The sequence below is a fragment of the Selenomonas sp. oral taxon 137 str. F0430 genome (assembly GCF_000183625.1).
GTDB lineage: Bacteria > Bacillota > Negativicutes > Selenomonadales > Selenomonadaceae > Centipeda > Centipeda artemidis.
The window spans coordinates 134,516-157,585 of sequence record NZ_AENV01000002.1 but is presented as its reverse complement, the minus strand read 5'-3'; the positions used below and the strand labels follow the sequence as shown (position 1 = coordinate 157,585).

The window sequence follows — 23,070 nt, the reverse complement described above, 5'->3', positions numbered from 1 at the left end:
AAATTTTTCCATTCTGGTAAATGTTATATAAAAATATTTTTTTCATTTGATTTATGAAGTTGTGTTATATATCTAGATGATAATGATTTCGTCCAAATGCTCACTTCCAATCCCCCATGACCGCACAGCAAAATGGTTGTCTAGGAAGTAGATCCGCAGGGAATCTGTCCCCTTGTCAATCAGCTTATGAATCCGCGTCGTCATCCGATCATATTGCTTCTTCGTGAGACGTGCCTCAAACGCGGACTTTTGAACACGAATCCCATAGCCCTCGAGAAAACGCACCATGCGATAGCGTTTCCGATCATCCACAATATCGTAAATGACGAGGACAATGTAGCGTCGCTCATCGGCCACAGCATAATCAAAAGAATCCTCATCCTCGATATAATCGTCAATCACACTGCCCACCTCCCTCAGCTCATCGTATCCTGATCGGCTCGTAGATCTCCGGCTCCTCCGCCATGAGCGCCTGCGAGAACTTCTTCGCTTGGATGGTTAAGGATTTCCGATAAGAATGTTCTCCCGTCAAATAACGGTTCATCGTCCGCAGCTTCTTTTCATACGCGCGCAGAAAGATCGTGCGCCCTTCCCGCGTCATATAGACCCCGTCATTCTCCTCAGACCGCATGAAGTGCTCCGGCTGTACCTCGTGATGATGCACCAGCGACATCACCATAGAATCAATGAGGACGGGACGCCATTCCTCCATGAGATCGGACGCGAGCGCGGGGTGTCGATTCTTGAGTGCGTGGAAAAATCCGAAATATGGGCTGAGTCCCTGATTGCAAAGGGCAGTGTAAATCTCGTACATGAGCAGCGTATAGCCGAAACTGAGCATTGAGTTAAACGCATCCCGCGGCGGCTGGCGCGTACGCCTTTCGAAAGAAAACGGCGACGGCGTCATCATGCCGAGAGCCTTGAAATAATGTCGCGCAGACGCTCCCTCATATCCCATAATTTTCTCTTTTTCCGAGACAAAATCAATATTCTTTTGCAGAATTTGAAGACGTGTGACGAGTGATGCGATCTCCTTTGCATGTTCCTCCTCGCGTCTGTTGTAACGGCGCAGAAGCGTGAGTTGATTATGAACCTTCGCGGCGGCAATCTTTTTGCAGAGCTTTACCGCGAACTCCGATTCCTGCGAGAGGATTTGACGGCGTTGTTTGAATACGTCCACGTTGCGCGTGGATTCGAGACGACCGTAGAATTTCCCGTGCGTGGAGATCCATGTCGTAGGAACGCCTAGTTTGAGCAGCTCGACAACGGCGTCCGAGGAAATTTGAACACTGTCGATAAGGACAAGCCCTTCGATAATCTCCTTTGGAATCTCCATGAGGATCTCAAGGTTGCGACCAACAAGGAATTTATCTCCCTTCTTTTGAAGCTTTGCGCCCTCATCCGTAATGTAGATAAAACTCACAGGAGTCCCTCCTCCGTTCATTGATATTTAATATTATACATGAAAAAAGCCCCGTATGGAGCTTTTTTATTTGAGAAAATACCGGGAAAATTATACAAACATAAGGATATGCCACAGATGCATAGCGCATTCATCCCCCCCACAGAATATCGTCCCCTAACGAGGATGTTTTTATCAAATAGCGATTGGTACAATCCAACGGTACGCCGGAACTACGGGTTTCCGTCTTTTAACGGGGATGTGTTGGTCAAATTGGTATCAATAAGTAGTAGTTTGAGCGGGAGTTCCAGGTTTCCGTCCCCTAACGGGGATGTGTTGGTCAAATATGAACAAGAAGTACACTATAGCAGACCTCGAACAGGACATGTTTCCGTCCCCTAACGGGGATGTGTTGGTCAAATCTGCAAAGCCCTTTCTTTGCAGCACACGACCTTTCGCGTTTCCGTCCCCTAACGGGGATGTGTTGGTCAAATGACGCGCTCAATGGGATTGTCGAGGATATACTCCACGTGTTTCCGTCCCCTAACGGGGATGTGTTGGTCAAATGCTATCTATTCGGAGACATTCCACGCGGAGGTCGAGTGGTTTCCGTCCCCTAACGGGGATGTGTTGGTCAAATGTCCTCCTCAGTATGGGGACGGAGGATAAGCAAGCCTTGTTTCCGTCCCCTAACGGGGATGTGTTGGTCAAATAAGCGTTTGATTCCCTTGAGGATGAAGAATCGCTCGTTGTTTCCGTCCCCTAACGGGGATGTGTTGGTCAAATTAGTCGTTACATGCATAACAGCGCAATACTTGTACAAGTTTCCGTCCCCTAACGGGGATGTGTTGGTCAAATTAGCGGCAAAGGAGGAGGAAAACCAAAATGAAAAAGAAGTTTCCGTCCCCTAACGGGGATGTGTTGGTCAAATGTCCTCCTCAGTATGGGGACGGAGGATAAGCAAGCCTTGTTTCCGTCCCCTAACGGGGATGTGTTGGTCAAATATGAAAAACGAGAAGAACACCAACGCCGCCGTAGTGTTTCCGTCCCCTAACGGGGATGTGTTGGTCAAATACCAACTCATTAGCTAGATAAGATTCAACTTCCCAAGAGGTTTCCGTCCCCTAACGGGGATGTGTTGGTCAAATGGTTGGGTTGTGTATTAAAGGAAGTAATCATAAACCAGTTTCCGTCCCCTAACGGGGATGTGTTGGTCAAATGGTTACATCATTTACGCTGGCCGTTGATCGCCGCGTCCGGTTTCCGTCCCCTAACGGGGATGTGTTGGTCAAATAACTTAGTTCCGACGAATACGAATCCATCTTCGGAAGTTTCCGTCCCCTAACGGGGATGTGTTGGTCAAATAATCCGCGACAAGTGGGTTGCGTATAGTGAGGAGGAAGTTTCCGTCCCCTAACGGGGATGTGTTGGTCAAATCCGTCAATCGGCAGGTTTTGACCGAGTGTTTCGCGTTTCCGTCCCCTAACGGGGATGTGTTGGTCAAATCGCCGTCTACATGGAGGAATTGAACAACCTCCATCAAAGTTTCCGTCCCCTAACGGGGATGTGTTGGTCAAATAAAAAGACTATAAAACTGAATATGGAGCAGGTAGACCGGTTTCCGTCCCCTAACGGGGATGTGTTGGTCAAATATGGGACGGATTCCTTGAGTGGATCAATAACGCCTGTTTCCGTCCCCTAACGGGGATGTGTTGGTCAAATGTCTTGAACAAGTTGTCCCTCAGGAGAGATATCCATTGTTTCCGTCCCCTAACGGGGATGTGTTGGTCAAATGGGGTTCTTCTGTTCTTGGATAGCCTAAGACTTCATAGTTTCCGTCCCCTAACGGGGATGTGTTGGTCAAATTCAGTGCAGCACAGCCGTTACAGCCCCTTAATCGTCCTGGTTTCCGTCCCCTAACGGGGATGTGTTGGTCAAATTCAGTGCAGCACAGCCGTTACAGCCCCTTAATCGTCCTGGTTTCCGTCCCCTAACGGGGATGTGTTGGTCAAATTGGACGAGGCGGTAATCAAGGCAGAGGTCAAGCGCCTCTCGGTTTCCGTCCCCTAACGGGGATGTGTTGGTCAAATTTGGGAGTATAATGACTTTTATCCCTACATTTCCTTCTTGTTTCCGTCCCCTAACGGGGATGTGTTGGTCAAATTCGCAAAATTGCGCCGTCAACAGACAGGCATTGACGGGTTTCCGTCCCCTAACGGGGATGTGTTGGTCAAATTCCATTATATTCCCTCCTTAAAAAGCCCCATTATTGAGGTTTCCGTCCCCTAACGGGGATGTGTTGGTCAAATAGGCGAGGGTGTTCTTGAAAAGGACATCTACGATAATGTTTCCGTCCCCTAACGGGGATGTGTTGGTCAAAATGATGATATTTGTGATCGCAATACATCACTGGTAAAGTTTCCGTCCCCTAACGGGGATGTGTTGGTCAAATGCTTTCTCTTTTTGCTCGAAAAGCCAATTAGCAAGCAGGTTTCCGTCCCCTAACGGGGATGTGTTGGTCAAAATCAACTAGGACAGAAGATTAACATGCTATTTCTTCCATGGGTTTCCGTCCCCTAACGGGGATGTGTTGGTCAAACATCCCCTTATAAGAGAGGCACAGCGTGCACTTTCCTTGTTTCCGTCCCCTAACGGGGATGTGTTGGTCAAAGCAGATTTAACTAAGGTATCGGTACCTCTGCTCGATATTGTTTCCGTCCCCTAACGGGGATGTGTTGGTCAAATAGGAACACTAGAAAAGAAAAATAAAGACGGTCCAGTTTCCGTCCCCTAACGGGGATGTGTTGGTCAAATCCATAAGCTTGCGGAGGAGGCAGGGAGAATCTCGTTTCCGTCCCCTAACGGGGATGTGTTGGTCAAATAGGTAAACATTTCTACTAGACCAAAAGACCTATAGGACGTTTCCGTCCCCTAACGGGGATGTGTTGGTCAAACCGAGTGCTTTGCCGCACGCAAGGATAATGGCGAAGTGCCGAACGTTTCCGTCCCCTAACGGGGATGTGTTGGTCAAAATTACAAATACGTCTGCTATATGGAGGCACTCAATGCGTTTCCGTCCCCTAACGGGGATGTGTTGGTCAAAAATCTATGTCTGCCGCGAAGAAGGTAGAAGATTCTGCGGTTTCCGTCCCCTAACGGGGATGTGTTGGTCAAATCGTCGGCCGACCTTTGGCTCGCGAACTTTAGAGGCGCGTTTCCGTCCCCTAACGGGGATGTGTTGGTCAAAAACATCCCAAAACACATCGTTTTTCATAATTATCCTCCAGCGTTTCCGTCCCCTAACGGGGATGTGTTGGTCAAACCCGTCCTCTCAAGGGCGCGTGGATATTGACTCAGATATATAATTCGCGGCGCGGATATGTTTTTCCTGCTTCATGATGTATTTCTCCATAAAAAAATTCGTGCTCTACCCGCGCCAAATCTAGCGCGGCGCGGATTTAGCAAAAATGCTCCGGTGCGGTGACAAATGTGCGTTCATGGTGCACACGATTACAAGCGTTTTCAATCATGCAATTCTACATCGACGGCGCCCATTCCGAGCGCTGTTTTTATGCCGATCCCAGCAAACGGGGCGAATCGAAAGAGTACGCCGAAGAGTCTGCGCTGCATGTCGTTTGCAGCAAAATAGAGCCGCAGCCGTCCTACAAATCCGTGAATTGTCTGCCCTTCTATCCCGAATTTTTGTGAGCGCAGGCTGTAGCCGCTCACACGGCAAAGCTGCGCGAGATGTCCCCGCAGGTCTTCCTCTTCTAGTTTCAGTCGTGGAGAGAAGGTGTTCCACCTCTGCAGGAGGCTATTCAGTATGAGTCCGACCTCCGGCATCATGATATATTGGTCGTTTTGCTTAAAGCTCGCCGCTGTGCGAAATGTTATGGTCACGCCACGCGGCGCTTCGGGCGAGAGGAAGAACCGATCTGCAATCTCGGTATAGTCGCTCTCGACGGTATGAATCTCCGTGAGTCCGACACTGTACCCGCGCCTTTGCAGGTAGAGTTCGGAGACGCCCGCGAGGGCATGCAGGCACGCCGCCGCGCTGTCCTCTGTGAGAAAGCCGAGCCGCCAGAGGGGGCGTTGCGTTCTTTGTCAAAATAGAGCGCTTGGCTAAAGGGGCGCAGGTTTTGCCGATGGAGTTCACCGGCGACGTCCCCGGGCAAAAGCTCCATCAATGCGCCGTGCAGGATGCTCCCCATGGAGGAATGCGCGCGCTCCCCCTCGGGGAATGTAAGCGTATAGGTTGCTTGTCTTAGCATGAGGCGACCTCTTGGAGGGCGCACAGCCCCATGATGCTGCTGTCTGTATCCGTCCATGTGAGTTTGAGCGTACGCGGAGAGAGTACGGTATCTTTTTGCCGATGAAAATGCTGCGGTTGCCTGCGGCGTCTATCGAAAAACAGCTCGTCAAGGAGCGCCGCCACGGCTTTTCGCCCGATCTCTTCGCCGGGTGCGAGTGCGTAAAATATGGTCTTTGAGAGAAATCCCGTCCCGCCGCCGAGCATGACGTCGGCATCGCCCGCTTCGACGAACTCGGCGCGATAATCCCGCCCAAATGCATGCTCCTGCATGGCAAGCCCCGATGCGGTGTAGGTACGGCACATGCGGATCAGTGCGTCGATGTCCCGTATTCCTATTTGTGCGAGGATTTCCTTTTCGAAGGTGATCCGGAACCGAAATTTGCTCCCTATTGGGATGCACTCGCGAAAGAGCGAGATGCTGTGTTCTTTGCGCCCGCTTTTATTTGCATGTGTGGAGCAGTCGATTTTTTGCAGGATGACGGTATCGAGCCGCTTTGCCGTCGGCATGGCGTCGCCGACGCGCAGTCCGCGCATGACGTCTTGGATTGCGGCGTCGGAATACTTCCCTTTTTCGTCAACATATTTTAATTGACAGAGCAGTTCTTCTTCGAGTTTTTTTGCAAGTTTTCCTATTTCCGCTTTTATGTCTCGCGCGCTCATGGCATCTTGGAGTTTCCCCCAATATTTACGGCGCAGATTTTCATGCGCAGATTGCCGGAGCAGGTGATAGATAACGGCGGTGCGAATTGCCCCCTTGAGCGAGCTCCCGGGGATATAGGGGATGCCGCCCGCAGCTGTCTCTAGGCAGGCAACATCATTCAAGGAGCTTCTTTCATTTTGGCGGATGTGTACCTTTGCCCGGCGCACGGTGATCCCCTGCATTTCGCGTTCGGAGATGCGGTGATCCGTGAGCCAATTCAAAAGATAAGGCGGGCGTCTTTGCCGCATGTCCGCTACAAAATTATCGATCAGTCGATGCCGCATGAGCAGTTCGCTGAATTTCCCCTCGTCCACGAAGAAAACGTCCCGTTTGCGCCGATCGTAAAGGTATTCGAAGGGAAGGAGCTTCACGCCGCTGCCGATATGCACGGGAGAAATGCAGTTGAGTTCTATTTGTTTGCTTTCGTATTTCTCCATTTACATATCCACTCCTATATAGAGTCCCTTCCCACAGCGCAGGACTTCGTATCCCGGCTCTTTTCCAACATGGGCGATCGTGCCCGAAATGCGCCGCGGGAGACACGAGCCCGCGCTCAGCATATAGACGCTGTGCTTTTTCCGAACACCGCCCGCTCCCACCTGAGTGATGAATCCGCTCCGCTTGTGCAGTTCGTATGTTCCTGCGCGGAGCGCTCCCACGTCCTCCGGATCCGGGAGGAGGCTCGAGAGAAGCATCTGACGAGGGGCGTTCTCGTTCTCCAAAAAGGCGTGCAGCGCCGCATCGTCCTCAGAGAATGCATCGACGAGATCATACGGGTCGTCTTCGAGATGAAACTTGCCCCAGCCTGCACTGCGCTTCCCGCCGATGCCGGAAAGCCCCAGATAGGTAAAGAGCTCGGTCATCCGTGCGGCGTCGTCTTCGTCTCGGAGATAAAGGACGGCGTATAGTCCGCACTTTGCATGAAAGGAGATGCTGCCCACGGGATAGGGTTCCTGCGCACGACAGTTGACCTTGGTCGTGAGTCCATAGGTACAAAATTCGCCTCGCTCATCAAACGGATTCCCGCTTTGCTGCGCATCGAGGTATTCCGTTAGGCGGCTTGCACGCAGATAGGCGATTTTTTTCATCTGCTTTCGCGCGCCGGATTGCGCACGCGCACCGGTCAGGTTCTCCGGCGGCGCCGCGTTTGGCTGCATGGCTGCGAGGGTCGGTTTTAGCAGGTAGTAATGCACCTCCCCGTCCTCCTCCCGATAGGGCAGAAGATCGGAGAGGATAATATCACCCGCACGGCATTTTTCGATAAATGCGCGCAGCCGCTCCTCCTCCCCCGCTGCGGCAAGCTCACAGCAAAGTGCGGAGAAGAGCGTGTCCGAGGGATAGCTCATGCCTGCGGCGGCGAGACTGCCGCCCTGCTCCGCCATGCCAAAGTGTACGGGAGCGTCAAACGCGAGTTGATAGAGATAGTATGCCATATCAGCAACTTCCGTTCAGATGTGAGACAATCCCTTCGGCTTTGCTCTGCAAGGCGGCTTGTACCTCCTCGTTCAGCGAGAACACCTCGATTTCGAATGCACCGAAGGAGATGCGCCCGTAGCCGCGTGATCCGTGTCCGCCGATATAGTCCATCATGAGGAGACGAAATCCGTCGGCGAGGGTCTTCATATCCTCCTCGAGTTCGTCCTCTCGTTCAATGTTATAGACGAGTGCAAAGGAGAACTCCGCCCCTGCGGGGACGCGTTCGATCTGGCGCGGATTCGCAACGGCAGAGAGCCGGGAAATCGCGTTCTCATATTTCGCTTCGCCGATATAGGTATCCAGTTCGAGCATCTCAAACTGTGCGACGGATTCCTCGGTCATGCGGCAGTCGGAGAATTGGAGCCTTGCGGCGCGCGCGGTATTTTTTTGAGCGGTGCCAAATAGGCGCGCAACGATCGGCACGTCCTCTTCGATGGGGTTCAGGATATATCCGTCGGCATAGCTCTTTGCGAGAAGCGTGCGCATCTTCCCTTTCAGCGAGCTGCCGGGAATGATTGGCTGTTTGGTAAACGGATCGCGGATGAACGGACTGTCCACCTCTCCGATGGGGGCGAAATCACTCGACGCACCGATATGCAGTCCGGTTTCGAGACGGAGTGTCGCTGTGATTTTGAGTTTCCCTTTGAGTGTTGCCTGCTGTCCTTCCACTGCCATCAGTCCTTCCCTCCATAGTATTTATGGTAGGCGACGAGTGCCTCCATATAGCGTGCGAATTTCTCATAGGTTTCGATGCTGTTTTTGATGCCGCAAATAACGGCGTCGAGCTGCGCCTTTTCTACAAAGTCTTTGACGGCTTTGTCGCGCCCGGCTTGATATGCCATTTTGACTCTCAGATACTGCACCTGTGCGGCTAGGTCATCCGGGAGCGTTTTCTCATGCGGATGCTTCATCTTATAGCGGTTCACCTTGTTCGTGAGCGTCGTCACGGCGGACAGGAATTTGCGAATCTGATTTGCCTTGAGTTTGATATCCCCTCTGTTATCCTGCATGAGACTTGGAATAACGCTTTGTGCTTTGTCAACAAGGTTTGTGCTCATATTTTCTCCCCCTTTTCTCTCATCCGATAAACTTGTAAGCGCAGCGCTGTCAAGAGTTCGTCCCGATCGGTATGCGTCTTGAACCATGTGTAAAGCTGGGTGCGCACGATGTTGTAATGCTCCATCCCGGAGCGGTCTTCCTGCTTCGGCTTCATCCGTGCGAGGACATAGGCAAATCGCGCGAGGTTGATCCGCTCGCACGCCGCGTCGTCCTCCGAGGTCTCGGCTAAGAGATTCATCATACGGTAGAGCAGTCCTTTGCCGCAGAAGAGACGATCGTCTCCCTCCTCGGCATCTATGGCAAAATGTGTGCGCAGGAATACGAGCTTCTCGCCGCATACGCCGTCGATAAATCTCTTCCACGAATAGCAGGGAGCGCCCGCCCGTGTCTTTTGCCCGCGCTGCTGTGTCTCTATGCCAAACAACGCAACAGCGTCTTTGCCGGGGAGGGATTTCGCGAAATCTTCGAGTTCTCCCGCACTGCGCGCCATCGCGGACACGGGCATTTTGGGCGGGAATAGACCGATGCCGGCGGAAAAATGCAGTTTTCCGCCCGTGAAACGAGCAAATGCGCACCGTACATCCACCGCAAGCTCTATGAGATCATCCCATGCGCCGACGAGGAAGAAGTCGTCGCCGCCGGAATAGACGATATGAACGCTGCGCGCACCGCACCGCTCCTCTCCAAAGAGGGAAAATTGCCTTTGTGTACGCTCGCCAATACCGTTCACACGACCCGCGCAGAGACTATTCATATAGCGCTTAAAGAACAGCGAGAGTTGCCGCGAGAGCGCCGCCATGCGGGAGAGTGTCGCGTATTTTGGCGGGATGCCCGCGATGAATGCGGCGCCGAGATCGTCGACGTCCGCACGCAGGACGCCGAGACGGCGAATCGATGCCGCGTCCTCCCCTCCGCCGCTGCGCGCCGCAAGTGCGCTAAAATCGAGCGCTACTCCCGGCGTGCTCCGCGTGATATAGTCTCCGAGCCAAAGACGCGTCGCGAGGAGCGGCCCGGTGACCATGCTGTTCTTCACATAGATGCGTACAATCGCTTCTTTGTCCGCGCGCTCCGCCTCCTCCTTGCTGCACGCGATGAGACTGTAGGAGGCGCCGCTGAGGGACGGGAGCGGGAGTGCATCGTCCCAGGCATCGCTCCGAACAAGAAACACGTTTTCACCGAGCACGGCTTTTCCTAACCGGTAGAGTCCGCGGCAGTTCACGCAAGCCTCCGCCCCCGACGCATCCTCGTCGTCACCGTAAGGGGCAAGCGCGCGCGAGGAGATATGGCAGACGCCGCATTCCCTGCCGCCCTCCGCAACGGCATTGTAGGCACTCTCGGGCGCAAAGAGCGCTGCAAGTTCGTCCGGTTCATAGCGGCACAGCTTCTTTTCCGAAAGCATCTGCGCCAGTGTGCGAAACACATTGCCGACGCCCGCCGCCACGTTCTCCTGCTGCATGAATGTCTCGGCGGCGCACGGTGTCCATGCAAGCGCGGCAAAGAGACGCGTGCCGAAGTTCTCTAAGAACCATCGATTGAGCGAGCACTCCGCTTCCTGCAGGATTTGGACGGTTTCCTCTATGTTCGGCAGGAGCATATAAAAATGTCCGCCGCCTGCGTAAATGAGCGCCGATCGGCCGGCTCCGCACGCGGTCAGAATTTCATCCGCGATATGCTCGAGCATGAGGTCGAGGTAAAAGGATCGTCCGCGCAGGCTCTTGAGCGCGCCTTTGGACGGGACGGTATAGATGAACTGCTGGATGCCCGAGAGATCGCACGAGACGAGGAGGAACATCTTCTCCCGGCGCATTTCCTGCGCCTTTGGAAGCCAGCAGTGCGTCCGATAATCCGTAATGCCGTGCGCCGCAAAGTAACGATACATAGCGACCGCATACGCCGCCGTCAGCTTTACATGGTCGTAGAGGGAGACATCCGACGGCTCGTCCGTCGCCGTACTCGAGGGGACATAGCTCACGGATGCTTCGAGGATGCTCAGCAGCTCGTTCACGGACATATCGACGGGGCTCTTTTTCCGGAAATTCACCTCGAGCTGCTGCTTGATCTCCTGATAGCCGGAGCGATCCGCCTGCACAGCCCCTTTCTCCACGGGATACTGCATCAGCTCTTCGTTCTGCATTAAGGGACGCAGACGAAATACGCTCTTATCCGCGCTCGGCGTGTCAAACACGTTAAAGATGCTCTCAAGACATTGCGTCGCGCTGAATCCTGCGGATGCATCCTCCTCCTTGCGCCGGTCGGCTGCCGCCGCGAGGTTATCCGCTTCGTAAACGATGTAGCTGAGATCGTCCGCGGGCGGATTGGCATTTTTAATGTCCGCCGCGTGATGATGTCCCGCGGCATACCATAGATCGCATCCTTCACTCCCGACAAACTGCTTCAAAAAATCGGCGCCGACCTTACTGTGTGTCTCTCGCATCGGATCGGCACGCAGGATGACTTTCCCGATGTCATGCAGCAGCGCCGCCTTCTCGATGAGCGCTCCCTTATCTTCCATTCTTTCATCTCCATCCCTGTGGATTTGATATATTGCGTAAGATATTCTTTCATTATATTATTTAATTTTTTCATCTTTGTCAAACAAAAAAACTCTCCGAACAATCCGATTCAGAGAGTTTTTCATAGACGTATTTTATTTTTTTAGCGCCTTCACGATCCGCGCGACGAGCGCCGTACGCGAAAAGGGGGTGATGATGTAGTAACCGTCGATATAGGGTTCGATGTCACGCGCGATCTCTAGGGAGAGGCGCACGGCGAGTTCTTCCGCCTGTGTGCGGTCGAGCCCGCGGTACATATCGATGATGCGCTCTTCGACGTGGATGCCGGTGATCTCGCTCTCCATGTAGCGCGCGTTGCGCTCGCTGACGACGGGCATGATGCCGCCGAGGATCAGCGCCTCGGGGAAGGTCTCGCGCACGGCGCGCATATTCTCCTTCGCGCGTTCGCTGAGGACGGGCTGTGTAAAGAAGCCCATCATGCCCTCCTCGACCTTCTTCTTGGCGAGGTTGATCTGCGTGCCGAAAAATTTGGCATTGACGTTGAGCGCGCCGAAGATATGGAACGGTACGACGTCGCCGCGGCTGCCAAGGCTTGTGATAAAGGAAGCGAGTTTGCGCGAGTTGAACTGATAGACGCTCTTCACCTCGTCGCGCTCGGCGGTCGGGATGGGGTCGCCCGTGATGGTGATGATGTTGTGCACGCCCTCGGCACTGAGTCCGAGGAGCAGTGACTTGATGGCGTTGAGGTTGCGATCGCGGCAGGTCATGTGCGGGATCGGCTCGATGCCGAGTTCCCGATGCACGCGTCCCGCGAGCATCGCGGCGTCCATGCGCGCGCGCGCGATGGGGTTGTCCGCGATGGTGATGGCGTTGATCCCCGCCGCCATGAGTTCGCGTGCGCCCGCCATGAATTTATCCGCGCTGCCGGTCTCGGGCGGGTCGAGTTCGACGGCGATGGGCTTTGCTCCCGATTTAAGAGCTTCATAGAACGGACTTTTCGGCAGCAGCGCAACCTGCGGCGGGGTTTCCTCATCCTCCTCCGGCATTATATCGCCCTGTGCCGCGAGCGCATCGCAGAGTGCCTTGATGTGCGCGGGGGTCGTGCCGCAGCAACCGCCGAGGATGGAGACACCCTCGCGCCGGATGGCGGCGAGACTCGATCCGAAATAGTCGGGCGCACTCTCGTAGAAGGTTCGCCCGTCAACGACGACGGGATGCCCCGCGTTCGGCATGAGCGAGAGCGGCAGTATTTGCTTCCCCAGATGCCGAATAAGCTCCTTCATCTGCTTCGTGCCGTTGACACAGTTAAAGCCGACGGCATCGACGTATCCGCTGCCCGCGACGGCGCGCACAAGATCCTCGACGAACCGCCCGTCGCGCGTATAGCCGCCCGGATAGGCGGAGAACGAGTTGAGGACGAACGCCTCTGGGCATTTTTGCTTGATATGCGCCGCAGTCTCAATCAGCCCCTCGTCGGAGGAGTTGGTCTCAAAGATGAAGTGGCGCGCGCCAAGCGCGAGGAATATATCGGCGAGGAATCTGTACTCGTCGATGATATCCGCATGAGGAAGCCCCATGACGGGACCGATGTCCGCAAAGACATAGGCGTCAAACGGCGCTGCGGCACGCGCCGCGATCTCCCATCCGGCGGTAACAATGCGGCGGACGAGTTCTTCGTCCCCTTGGTAGACGATGCGGTTCGCGGCGAACGTATTGGTCTTAATCGCCTGCGCTCCTGCGCGCAGATACTCCGTGTGGATGTCACTGACAACGATCGGCGTCTCGATATTTGCGAGCTCGACGCCCTTGCCGCGCGTATGCAGTTTTTGCGCGTAGTATGTCCCCATGCCGCCGTCAAAGATGAGCGGCGCCGTTTTCAAATAGTCCCGTAGTTCAGCACGTCCCTGCGCCATAGATTTTCAGTCCTCCTGCTCGTCCAGTACCCGCCGGGCGATCTCCACGATGCTGCGCGCGTCGCCCGCATAGTAATCCGCGCCGATCTCGCGCGCGTAATCCTCCGTCAGCACGGCGCCGCCGACGATCGTCTGACAGTCATGCCCCGCCTCATGCAGCGCCTCAATCGTCCGTTTCATCGCCGTGACTGTCGTCGTCATGAGCGCCGAGAGTCCGATAAGTCCGACTTGTTTCTCGATCGCGACCTCGACGACGCGCGTCACGGGGACGTCGCGTCCGAGGTCGATGATCTGATAGCCGTAGTTCTCGAGTACGACCTTGACGATGTTCTTGCCGATGTCGTGAATATCTCCCTCGACGGTCGCGAGGATGATTTTCCCCTTTGAAACGCCCTGCCCGGACTCGGCGAGTTTGACCTTAATCAGTTCCAGTCCCGCCGTCGCGGCGTTCGCCGCGTTGATGAGCTGCGGCAGGAAGATGATTTCTTTTTCATAACGGTCGCCCACGATGTCAAGCGCGGGGATGACCTTTTCCTGAATGATGTCCATGGGAGCCATCTCGGTGAGGAGTTTGCGCGTGATGCGCTCGGCGTCGTCGCTCAGCCCACGCATGATGGCATCCATCAGTGGATCAACGTCCCCCGCCTGCTCGACCGCCGTCTGCACCGCCGCATCTACGCCTGTATCGCCCGTCAGCCCCAGCTCCTTACGCCGGCGCATCTCCGCCTGCTCGGGAGCAAACCGCGTGATATACGCGGCACAGTCGACATCCTCGCCCGAGACTGCACGATAGGAGACGACGGCGTCCATGATTTCCTTCGTGTTCGGGTTGACGATCGGGAAGTCAAGCCCGACGTGCATCGCCTGAATGAGGAAATTCTCCGTCATATGCACGCGCGCAGGGAGTCCAAAGGAGATATTGCTGACGCCGAGGGCGCAGTGCAGCCCGAGGCGGTCATGCACCTCGCGGACGGCACGCAGCGTCTCCATCGCCTGCTCCTGCTGTGCGGAGACGGTGAGCGTCAGGCAGTCGATGATGATGTCCTCACGGTCGATCCCATAGCGCTCCGCTTCCTCTATGATGCGCTCCGCGATGGCGACGCGCTCCGCCGCCGTCTGCGGGAGTCCCGCCTCATCGAGCGCAAGACCGAGCACCGCCGCGCCGTAGTGTTTGGCAAGCGGGAAAATATCGTTCATGCGCTCGCGTTCGCCGCTGACCGAGTTGATGATGACGCGCCCGTTCGTAACGCGCAGCGCCGCCTCAATGACCTTTGGATTCGCAGAGTCGATCTGAAGCGGGAGGTCGACGACGCTCTGCACCGCCTTCACGACGCGCGGGATGATTGCCTCCTCGTCCACGCCCTGCGCGCCGACGTTGATGTCGAGGACGTTCGCGCCCGCTTCCTGCTGGGAGATCGCGAGCTTCTTGATATAGCCCATATCCTCATCGAGGAGCGCCTGTTGGAGCCGCTTCTTCCCCGTCGGATTGATGCGCTCGCCGATGACGTTGAGCTTGCCGTACTCCGCAACGCAGCCGGGGGATGCGACGCCCTTGCGTTTTTTGCGCTTCGGACGATCCTCCGCCCCGCCCGCGACCGCCGCTGCGAGCGCGCGGATAAAGTCGGGGTTCGTCCCGCAGCAGCCGCCCATGATGACGGCGCCGCGCCGCGCGAACTCCGCCATCTCCCTGCCGAACTCCTCCGCCGTCATCTCGTACGCCCCCGTGCGCGGGTCGGGCAGACCCGCATTCGGTTTCACGATGATCGGCAGATCCGTCCACTCCATCATCTGCGCAACGATGGGCAGGAGCTCCACGGGGCCGAGCGAGCAGTTGACGCCGAGCGCTGCGACGCCGAGCGCATCGAGCGTGACCGCAACGGACGGCACCGCCGCGCCGAGGAAGGTGCGCCCGTTCTGCTCAAAGGTCATCGTCACCCAGATGGGGAGCTTCGTATGCTCCTTTGCCGCGAGCACCGCCGCCTTGACCTCATAGAGATCGGTCAGTGTTTCGAAGATGACGAGATCCGCGCCCGCCGCTTCGCCCGCCGTGACCATCTCGCGGAAGAGCTCGTAGGCGTCCTCAAAGGAGAGCGTGCCAAGCGGCTCGACCAACTCCCCGATAGGACCGATGTCAAGCGCAACGCGCACGCCCGGAACGCCGGAGTTCTCCGCCGCACGCCGCGCAATCGCGACGTTCGCCCCAATGACCTCGGCGACCGTTTTCCCCGTGCCGACGAGCTTGTGCCCATTCGCACCGAACGTGTTGCTGTAAATAACGCGGCTGCCCGCCGCGATGTAGTTCCGATGCACCTCTTCGATGACCTCGGGATGCTCCATGCCAAAGAGCTCGGGACGTTCCCCCGGCGCGAGTCCGCGCGCCTGAAGCTCTGTCCCCATGCCCCCGTCCAGTATGATGATGTCCTGCATTCCTATATCTCCCATTTCATATTCATGTTGATGCCGCCGTCTTTGCACCCTCTCTGCACCTGCGCCCCGCCTTGCGGAACGGGCAGTTGCGGAACATGAGGCAGTGCTCGCAGTCGGGCGGGCGATGCGGCTGAGGCGTGCGCGCGATGCCCATGATCGCCGTCACGGATTTGCGCGGCACCATGATGGTCGTCGGTGTCAGCGAGACGCCGACGCGGCGCGTCATATCGAGCAGGGCAAAGAATTTCGGCTGCTCGGAGATTGGAAGATCCCCGTAGCCGGGACTGAACCGATCCGTCAGATAGCGTCCGCCTGCCTCGATCTCCGCGCGCATATCGCTCTCAAAATTATTGCAGATATTCTCGATCGCCGTGCTCGCGCACGCATCCATGATGACGGCATCCGCCGCATTCGTGACCTCATAGCGCATCATCAGACGCTCCACGCCGGGACCAAGCGTCGCGCCGAACAGCACGACCTCCTCGCACGGCGCGAGCATCGTCGGTATATCCTTCCCCGCAAACGTGACGCCGAGCACGGCACCGTCCTCAAGCGGTACCTGCCGGTACGTGAGGCGCGGCGTTGCCGCCTGCAGCACCTCGTCCGTGCAGCGGCGCAGCTGCTTTGCGATGTCCTCCGTGAGCTCCTGCCCGCGGAAGCCAAGATACTTGAGTATTTCGTTCATATTTAACGCTGTAAAGCGCGGTTCAAACATAGGCACTCCTAAATTTTTTCACAGATATATGGGATGCGCATTCCATGCGCACGAAACCTTCCATAAATACAACGTATGTGTATCTTGCTCATAAAGGTTCTATAATAATAATCGTCTTTCACCTAAAAAGCAATATCACCGCACACAACATCATTGATATTTCTCCCATACTTTGGTATAACATGATGAGTAATATCGGCGAAGGAGGGGAAATCGTGCTGCGCATCGAAAGCGTATCTTTTGACTATGAGACGACCGGAGCGTCCGTCCGGGTGCTGGCGGATGCCTCGCTTCACGTGGCGCGCTCCGAGGTACATGCGCTCATCGGCGCGTCCGGCTGCGGAAAGTCCACCCTCCTGCGCCTCGCGGCGGGTCTGCTGCACCCGACGGCGGGGACTGTGCTCATGGACGGCGCACCCGTTGATCCGGGGCATCGACGCATCGGATTTCTCCCGCAAAACTACGGGCTGCTCCCGTGGAAAACGGTGCGTGAAAACATCCTCCTCGGCGCCGAGATCAAAGGACGTGCGCGCGAGAGCCTTGCGGACGCACTCGAAGAACTCGCGGCAGAGCTTGGGCTAACCGATTTGCTCAGGCGCTATCCGCGCGAGCTGTCGGGCGGACAGCAGCAACGCGTGGGACTGGCGCGCGTGTTCCTGCTCGCACCCGATCTATTGCTGATGGACGAGCCGTTCTCCGCACTCGACGCGATCACCCGCGAGTCCATGCAGGAGGTCTTTCTCTCGCTGTGGCAAAAACGAGCGGTCACGACGCTCCTCGTCACGCATTATGTCGACGAGGCACTCGCACTCGCAAGCCGCGTCTCGGTGATGGGCGGACGTCCGGGCAGCATCATAGAGACGATTGCACATCCGTTCGCGGACGACCTCACGCGCCGCACATCGCGCGAATTTTTTGAGATGGGTCGGCTGCTGCGGGCAAAGATTGCGGAGGCGGGCGCATGATGGAAAAACTTTCGCTGCGTTCCTTCATCTGCGGCATCGGCGCGTTTCTCCTCCTCTGGGCGCTCGCGGCACATCTGCTCAATATACCGGTCGTCCCGCCGCCTTCGGAGGTATTTGCGCGGCTCGCCGAAAAATTCACGGGCGTCATCGCCGTCCACGCGGGCTATAGTCTCATGCGCATCGCGCTCGGGCTCTCCCTCGCCGTCGCCATCGGCTACCCGATCGGCATTCTCATGGGATATTTCCCGCGGATCAACCGCATACTGGCGCCGATGCTTTATCTCGCCTATCCGGTTCCAAAGATCGCGTTCCTCCCTGTTGTGATGCTGCTCCTCGGCGTCGGAGAGGCGGGCAAAATACTGCTCATCTTCCTCATCATCGTGTTCCAAGTCGTCGTCGCCGTGCGCGACGCGACTGCGGGAATCCCGGCGGCGACCTACGAGCCGCTGCGCGTCCTCGGCGCATCATTTTGGCAGATGGTACGCCACATCGTCCTCCCCGCCTCGCTCCCGAAGTTCATCACCGCCGTGCGCATCGCGATGGCGACGGCGATCTCCGTCCTCTTCTTCACGGAGACATTCGGCACGAAATACGGCATCGGCTACTACATCATGGACGCGTGGCTGCGCGTCAACTACCTCGACATGTACGCGGGCATCGTTACGCTGAGCGGCATCGGGCTTCTGCTCTTTGCCCTCCTCGACGCGGCGGAACATATTCTCTGCCGATGGAAACGCTGAGCGCGCTGTATACCCTTTACAAAATCCCCTGAAAAATGTTAATATGAGCGTGGATTTTTGCCGTGCGGAGGAGAATCCGTACGGTTTTTTCGTGAAAAAGGATGGTACGCAAAGATGAACGAACTTCTCTATAAGATTCCTGCCGACACTCCGCGCGAAGAAGTGATCAAGATGCTCCGGGAGCATCCTGAGGTGTGTTTCGTCTCACTCGTAGGCATCGACATGGCGGGCAACGACACGGACGAGAAGATCCCCGTGCGGATTTTCATCGAGGACATCGACAAGTTTTACAACGGCACCGCCGTACAGACGGACGGTTCTTCCGTCGTCCTGCCGAAGATCGCGACGATCAACAACGCGAAGGTGGATCTCCCCATCGATCCCGCGGTCAACTGGTTCGTCGACTACGATCGGGAAAGCCCGGACACGGTCGGCACACTGCGCATCCCCTCCTTCATCATCCACGAGGGAAAACGTGTCGATTCGCGCGCGGCACTCGTGGACACACTCGCGTATGTGAAACGTGAACTGCTCGATTTCTTCCGTGCAAATCCTGAGATCTCCGGCGCGACGAGCCTCAAGGGCTCGGATATTGTTGACATCCGCTTCACCTCCGCAACGGAGCTCGAATTCTGGGTCAAGACGCCGCTTGAGGACAACGCCTCCATCGAGGAGATGTCCGCCTCGCAGGTGATGAACGAACAGTATTGGGAGCGCACGCACGGTGCGGTGCGGACGGCGCTTGAGGAATGCCTCATCGAGCTGGACAAATACGGTTTCCACATGGAGATGGGACACAAGGAGGTCGGCGGCCTCAAGGCGCAGATCGACGAGAACGGGCGCATGACGCACGTCTGCGAACAGATCGAAATCGACTGGCAGTATGACGGCGCCGTGCAGGCGGCGGACAACGAGCTCTTCGTCCGTACCATCGTGCGCGAAGTCTTCCGCCTGCACCGCCTTGAGGTCAATTTCAAGGCGAAACCCCTCATCGGTCTCGCGGGCAACGGCGAGCATACGCATCTGAGCATCGCCGCAGTCACCTCGGATGGCAAGATGCACAGTCTCTTCGCCGCCGACGATCAGAATGCGGACTATATGAGTGCGATCGGCTACGGCGCGCTCATGGGACTGCTCAAGAACTACGAAGCCATCAATCCCTTTGTCTCGGCGACGAACGATTCGTTCAACCGTCTCAAACCCGGATTTGAAGCCCCTGTCTGCGTCGTCACCTCGTTCGGTCATACGCCCGCGATCCCCTCGCGCAACCGTACGGTGCTCGTCAGTCTCATCCGCGACCTCAAGAATCCAATGGCGACGCGCTTTGAACTGCGCGCAACCAATCCATACTCGAACACCTACCTCGTCCTCGCCGCATGTTATCTCGCCATACTCGACGGCATCAAGCACACGGCGGGCCGCACGGCGGCGCAGCTTCTCGCCGAGCTGTCAAAACAGCCGGGCGAAGACGCGCACTATCTCGAACGCGACCGTGCCTATCGGAGCGAGGAGGACGTGTTCGAGTTCTACACGCCCGAGGAACGCGACGCGCGCTTTGGCAAACCGCCTGCGACGGTGTGGGAAAACATGCTCGGCTTTGATCTCTATCCGGAAAAGGTCGCCGTGCTGACGGCGGGCAATACGCTCCGCCCGCAGATCATCGAATCGTTCCGCACCGGGGCGCTCCTGCGGTGGAAGATCGAACTCATCAGCCGCATCATCCCCGAGTACCGTGACCTCGTCCGCCGCATGAAGGAGATCAAGAGCGACTTCGTGACGGATCAGGATGCCTATATGTGGAACAAGATTCACGACCTGCGCATCTATCTTGCAAAGGATACCATCGACGATAAGGCGCTCTTCAGTCTGCTCATCAAGGCGCTGAACGAGGGCGATTATCGCGTCGCCTCCGCACTTCAGCTTGAGATGAATGCAAAGATTGAGGAGCTGAAGGAGCTGTATGATTGCTACAAGAAAAACATGATCTGAGGCGTGCATTGGGATCTTCGCCCCCAGCTTTGTCATATCGTCGAACACTTCAGTTGACGCAGATACTTAGACTGCCGCATGGATATATTTCTGTGCGGCAGTCTTTTTGTATTCCGACGACATATCTTTATTAAGTACAATGACAAAATTTTTTCCCAAAAGGTCAAAAAATCAAAAATAGTATTTGACTTTTTGACTTATAGTGATATAATAACGGTATCAACTAACACGAAGATGCGGAGGAACACATTATGGAACAGGATAAATACACAGCGCGCACGCTCGCCGCGCTCCAATCGGCGCAGCAGATTGCGGCGATGCGCTATCATCAGGAAATCACATCGGCACATGTGCTGCTAGCGCTTGCAAAGGAACCGGAAGGTCTGCTCGCGACAATATTCTCCGTCTGCGGCGTCGATCTCCCGATGCTCAAGGCACGCCTTGAAAAGGAACTCGCTTCCATCCCCGCCGTCCGCGGCACGAACCGCCTCGGCATGGGGATGGACATGGTACGCGTGCTCGGACGCGCCGAGGAACTGGCGCAGTCGATGAAGGATGAATACGTTTCGACGGAGCACTTGCTGCTCGCCCTCGTCACCGACGGAAGCGACGAGGTTCAGAAAATCGCGCGTGAATTTGGTCTGACGAAGAGCAGCGTACAGGACGCGATCAAAAAGAACCGCAAGCAGAACGTGACGAGCGACAATCCCGAAGAGGGCTATCAGTCGCTTGAAAAATACGGACGCGATATGACCGCGGCGGCACGCGCGAATAAACTCGACCCCGTCATCGGGCGCGACGAAGAGATTCGCCGCACGATCGAGATTTTATCGCGCCGCACGAAAAATAATCCGGTGCTCATCGGCGAGCCGGGCGTCGGCAAGACCGCCATCGTCGAGGGACTTGCCCGCCGTATTGTCGCGGGCGACGTTCCCGAATCGCTGAAAAATAAGACGCTCTACGCGCTCGACATGGGCGCACTCGTCGCGGGTGCGAAGTTCCGCGGCGAGTTCGAGGAACGTCTCAAGGGCGTCCTCAATGAGATCGCAAAATCCGAGGGGCAGATTCTTCTCTTCATCGACGAGGTGCACACGGTCGTCGGCGCAGGTGCCGCCGAGGGCGCGATGGACGCGGGCAATTTGCTGAAACCGCTCCTCGCACGAGGCGAGTTGCGCTGCATCGGCGCAACGACGCTGAACGAGTACCGCAAGTACATTGAGAAGGACACGGCGCTCGAACGCCGCTTCCAGCCCGTCATGGTCGGCGAGCCGAGCGTGGAGGATACCATCTCCATCCTGCGCGGACTCAAAGATCGCTACGAGGTGCATCACGGCGTGCGCATCCGCGACGCCGCGCTCGTGGCGGCGGCAACGCTCTCCGACCGCTATATTTCCGACCGGTTCCTGCCGGATAAGGCAATCGACCTCGTGGATGAAGCGGCGGCAAAACTGCGCACGGAAATCGAGTCCATGCCCGCACCGCTCGACGAGATTTGCCGCAAGATTCTCCAGCTCGACATCGAAGAGGAAGCTCTCAAGAAAGAGACCGACGAGGCGTCGAAAGAGAAACTTGCGCAGCTCGTCGCAGAGAAAGATGCGCTCCACGCCGAGGAGGAAAAACTCCGTGCGAAGTGGGAAAGTGAGAAGCAGGCAATCCTGCGCGTCCGTGCCATCAAAAAAGAAATGGATGAGGTACGCGGCGAGATGGAGGCGGCGGAACGCGGTCAGAATCTCACACGCGCCTCGGAGCTGAAATACGGCAAGATGCCGGAACTCGAGAAGAAACTTTCGGAGGAAGAAGCCGCTATCGCCGCGCAGTCCGCAGGCGAGCGGATGCTCAAGGAGGAGGTCGGCGAGGAGGACATCGCGCGCGTCGTCAGCCGCTGGACGGGCATCCCCGTGACGAAGATGATGACGGGCGAGCGCGAGAAGCTGCTCCGGCTTGAAGATGTGCTCCATGAGCGCGTCGTCGGACAGAACGAAGCCGTGACCGCCGTCAGCGAAGCGATCCTGCGCGCGCGCGCGGGCATCAAGGATCCGAACCGCCCCATTGGTTCGTTTATCTTCCTCGGTCCCACGGGCGTCGGCAAGACCGAGCTCGCAAAGACACTTGCCGAAGCTCTCTTTGACGACGAGCGGAGCATGATCCGCATCGACATGAGCGAGTACATGGAGAAGCACAGCGTCTCGCGGCTCATCGGCGCGCCTCCGGGCTACGTCGGCTACGACGAGGGCGGTCAGCTCACCGAGGCGGTGCGCCGCCGTCCATACAGCGTCATCCTGCTCGACGAGATCGAAAAAGCGCACCGCGACGTGTTCAACGTCCTGCTGCAAATCCTCGACGACGGGCGGCTCACGGACGGCAAGGGACGCGTCGTGAACTTTAAGAACACCGTCATCATCATGACGAGCAATCTCGGTTCGCACGAGATCCTGAGCAAGGACTATGCGGAGGCATCCGCGGCAGTGCGCGCCCTCCTCAAGGAGTATTTCCGCCCCGAGTTCCTCAACCGCGTGGACGATACCATCGTGTTCAAGGCGCTGGCAAAGGACGATGTAAAGCGCATCGCGGCAATCATGCTCGCGGCGCTCGGCAAGCGTCTCGAGCGTCAGGTAGACATCGAGCTCACATGGGACGATGCCGCGCTGACTGCACTCGCCGACGAAGGCTTTGATCCCGACTTCGGCGCGCGTCCGCTGCGCCGTCTGCTCACGCACACGGTTGAGACCGCACTCTCGAAGAAGATCATCGCGGGCGAGATTCGCGGCGGCGATACCGTCGAGATCGGCTTTGCAGGAAACGAGTTTACATTCAAGAGTTTGTAAATCATTTGAAGGGAACTGTTGCATATTCATGTGC

Annotated in this window: 15 protein-coding genes and 1 CRISPR repeat array; of the genes, 4 read left to right on the top strand and 11 right to left on the bottom strand. The window is 56.5% G+C overall.

Annotation, left to right across the window (positions count from 1 at the left end; translation table 11 throughout):
• Positions 1-72: 72 nt before the first annotated feature.
• The 11 genes from cas2 to HMPREF9162_RS00950 all read right to left on the bottom strand — a co-directional run bounded on the left by cas2 (position 73) and on the right by HMPREF9162_RS00950 (position 16,517).
• Complete coding sequence (gene cas2 / locus HMPREF9162_RS01000; RefSeq protein ID WP_009438002.1) at positions 73-402, bottom strand: CRISPR-associated endonuclease Cas2; 330 nt, start codon at positions 400-402, stop codon at positions 73-75.
• A gap of 19 nt (positions 403-421) precedes the next feature.
• Entirely contained in the window at positions 422-1,423 is a 1,002-nt protein-coding gene (gene cas1, locus HMPREF9162_RS00995; protein WP_009438135.1) for a CRISPR-associated endonuclease Cas1, read from the bottom strand.
• 218 nt (positions 1,424-1,641) lie between these two features.
• A CRISPR array of direct repeats spans positions 1,642-4,725; the repeat unit is 34 nt; unit sequence GTTTCCGTCCCCTAACGGGGATGTGTTGGTCAAA.
• Positions 4,726-4,924: 199 nt separating this feature from the next.
• Positions 4,925-5,302, bottom strand: coding sequence for a CRISPR system precrRNA processing endoribonuclease RAMP protein Cas6 (cas6, locus tag HMPREF9162_RS12635; protein ID WP_009437998.1), 378 nt, complete (start codon positions 5,300-5,302; stop codon positions 4,925-4,927).
• Between the two features lie 364 nt (positions 5,303-5,666).
• Positions 5,667-6,851 carry a type III-A CRISPR-associated RAMP protein Csm5 gene (gene csm5, locus HMPREF9162_RS00985; RefSeq protein WP_009438083.1) on the bottom strand — a complete coding sequence of 395 codons (1,185 nt, stop codon included), beginning with the start codon at positions 6,849-6,851 and terminating at the stop codon, positions 5,667-5,669.
• Positions 6,852-7,847 (bottom strand): CRISPR-associated RAMP protein, Csm4 family, encoded by a 996-nt coding sequence (locus tag HMPREF9162_RS00980; RefSeq protein WP_009438050.1) that lies wholly within the window; start codon positions 7,845-7,847, stop codon positions 6,852-6,854.
• A gap of 1 nt (position 7,848) precedes the next feature.
• Positions 7,849-8,565 (bottom strand): type III-A CRISPR-associated RAMP protein Csm3, encoded by a 717-nt coding sequence (csm3, locus tag HMPREF9162_RS00975; RefSeq protein WP_009438142.1) that lies wholly within the window; start codon positions 8,563-8,565, stop codon positions 7,849-7,851.
• Positions 8,565-8,948, bottom strand: coding sequence for a type III-A CRISPR-associated protein Csm2 (gene csm2 / locus HMPREF9162_RS00970; protein WP_009438020.1), 384 nt, complete (start codon positions 8,946-8,948; stop codon positions 8,565-8,567). The genes csm3 and csm2 overlap by 1 nt, the downstream gene beginning before the upstream one ends.
• Positions 8,945-11,461: a type III-A CRISPR-associated protein Cas10/Csm1 gene (gene cas10, locus HMPREF9162_RS00965; RefSeq protein WP_009438104.1), complete on the bottom strand. Its 2,517-nt coding sequence runs from the start codon at positions 11,459-11,461 to the stop codon at positions 8,945-8,947. The genes csm2 and cas10 overlap by 4 nt, the downstream gene beginning before the upstream one ends.
• A 135-nt stretch (positions 11,462-11,596) precedes the next feature.
• Positions 11,597-13,375 (bottom strand): bifunctional homocysteine S-methyltransferase/methylenetetrahydrofolate reductase, encoded by a 1,779-nt coding sequence (locus HMPREF9162_RS00960; protein ID WP_009438122.1) that lies wholly within the window; start codon positions 13,373-13,375, stop codon positions 11,597-11,599.
• A gap of 6 nt (positions 13,376-13,381) precedes the next feature.
• Positions 13,382-15,802, bottom strand: a complete 2,421-nt coding sequence (locus tag HMPREF9162_RS00955) for a homocysteine S-methyltransferase family protein (RefSeq protein ID WP_009438018.1) — start codon at positions 15,800-15,802, stop codon at positions 13,382-13,384.
• A 22-nt stretch (positions 15,803-15,824) separates the two neighbouring features.
• Positions 15,825-16,517, bottom strand: a complete 693-nt coding sequence (locus HMPREF9162_RS00950; protein WP_009438141.1) for a vitamin B12 dependent-methionine synthase activation domain-containing protein — start codon at positions 16,515-16,517, stop codon at positions 15,825-15,827.
• 44 nt (positions 16,518-16,561) lie between these two features.
• Here HMPREF9162_RS00950 and HMPREF9162_RS00945 point away from each other — a divergent pair, with 44 nt between their 5' ends.
• The 4 genes from HMPREF9162_RS00945 to clpB all read left to right on the top strand — a co-directional run bounded on the left by HMPREF9162_RS00945 (position 16,562) and on the right by clpB (position 23,036).
• Positions 16,562-17,482 (top strand): ABC transporter ATP-binding protein, encoded by a 921-nt coding sequence (locus tag HMPREF9162_RS00945; RefSeq protein ID WP_009438046.1) that lies wholly within the window; start codon positions 16,562-16,564, stop codon positions 17,480-17,482.
• Complete coding sequence (locus HMPREF9162_RS00940) at positions 17,479-18,222, top strand: ABC transporter permease (RefSeq protein WP_009438085.1); 744 nt, start codon at positions 17,479-17,481, stop codon at positions 18,220-18,222. The genes HMPREF9162_RS00945 and HMPREF9162_RS00940 overlap by 4 nt, the downstream gene beginning before the upstream one ends.
• Before the next feature lie 114 nt (positions 18,223-18,336).
• Positions 18,337-20,211, top strand: a complete 1,875-nt coding sequence (locus HMPREF9162_RS00935) for a glutamine synthetase (RefSeq protein ID WP_009350063.1) — start codon at positions 18,337-18,339, stop codon at positions 20,209-20,211.
• Between the two features lie 251 nt (positions 20,212-20,462).
• Entirely contained in the window at positions 20,463-23,036 is a 2,574-nt protein-coding gene (gene clpB / locus HMPREF9162_RS00930) for an ATP-dependent chaperone ClpB (RefSeq protein WP_009438028.1), read from the top strand.
• The last annotated feature ends 34 nt before the right edge of the window (positions 23,037-23,070 follow it).

What these genes read in the sequence shown, in the direction of transcription:
- csm5 (WP_009438083.1), bottom strand. Translation starts at nt 6,851, where the DNA reads ATGGAGAAATACGAAAGCAAACAAATAGAACTCAACTGCATTTCTCCC.
- HMPREF9162_RS00980 (WP_009438050.1), bottom strand. Translation starts at nt 7,847, where the DNA reads ATGGCATACTATCTCTATCAACTCGCGTTTGACGCTCCCGTACACTTT.
- csm3 (WP_009438142.1), bottom strand. Translation starts at nt 8,565, where the DNA reads ATGGCAGTGGAAGGACAGCAGGCAACACTCAAAGGGAAACTCAAAATC.
- csm2 (WP_009438020.1), bottom strand. Translation starts at nt 8,948, where the DNA reads ATGAGCACAAACCTTGTTGACAAAGCACAAAGCGTTATTCCAAGTCTC.
- cas10 (WP_009438104.1), bottom strand. Translation starts at nt 11,461, where the DNA reads ATGGAAGATAAGGGAGCGCTCATCGAGAAGGCGGCGCTGCTGCATGAC.
- HMPREF9162_RS00960 (WP_009438122.1), bottom strand. Translation starts at nt 13,375, where the DNA reads ATGGCGCAGGGACGTGCTGAACTACGGGACTATTTGAAAACGGCGCCG.
- HMPREF9162_RS00955 (WP_009438018.1), bottom strand. Translation starts at nt 15,802, where the DNA reads ATGCAGGACATCATCATACTGGACGGGGGCATGGGGACAGAGCTTCAG.
- HMPREF9162_RS00950 (WP_009438141.1), bottom strand. Translation starts at nt 16,517, where the DNA reads ATGTTTGAACCGCGCTTTACAGCGTTAAATATGAACGAAATACTCAAG.
- HMPREF9162_RS00945 (WP_009438046.1), top strand. Translation starts at nt 16,562, where the DNA reads ATGCGCACGAAACCTTCCATAAATACAACGTATGTGTATCTTGCTCAT.
- HMPREF9162_RS00940 (WP_009438085.1), top strand. Translation starts at nt 17,479, where the DNA reads ATGATGGAAAAACTTTCGCTGCGTTCCTTCATCTGCGGCATCGGCGCG.
- HMPREF9162_RS00935 (WP_009350063.1), top strand. Translation starts at nt 18,337, where the DNA reads ATGAACGAACTTCTCTATAAGATTCCTGCCGACACTCCGCGCGAAGAA.
- clpB (WP_009438028.1), top strand. Translation starts at nt 20,463, where the DNA reads ATGGAACAGGATAAATACACAGCGCGCACGCTCGCCGCGCTCCAATCG.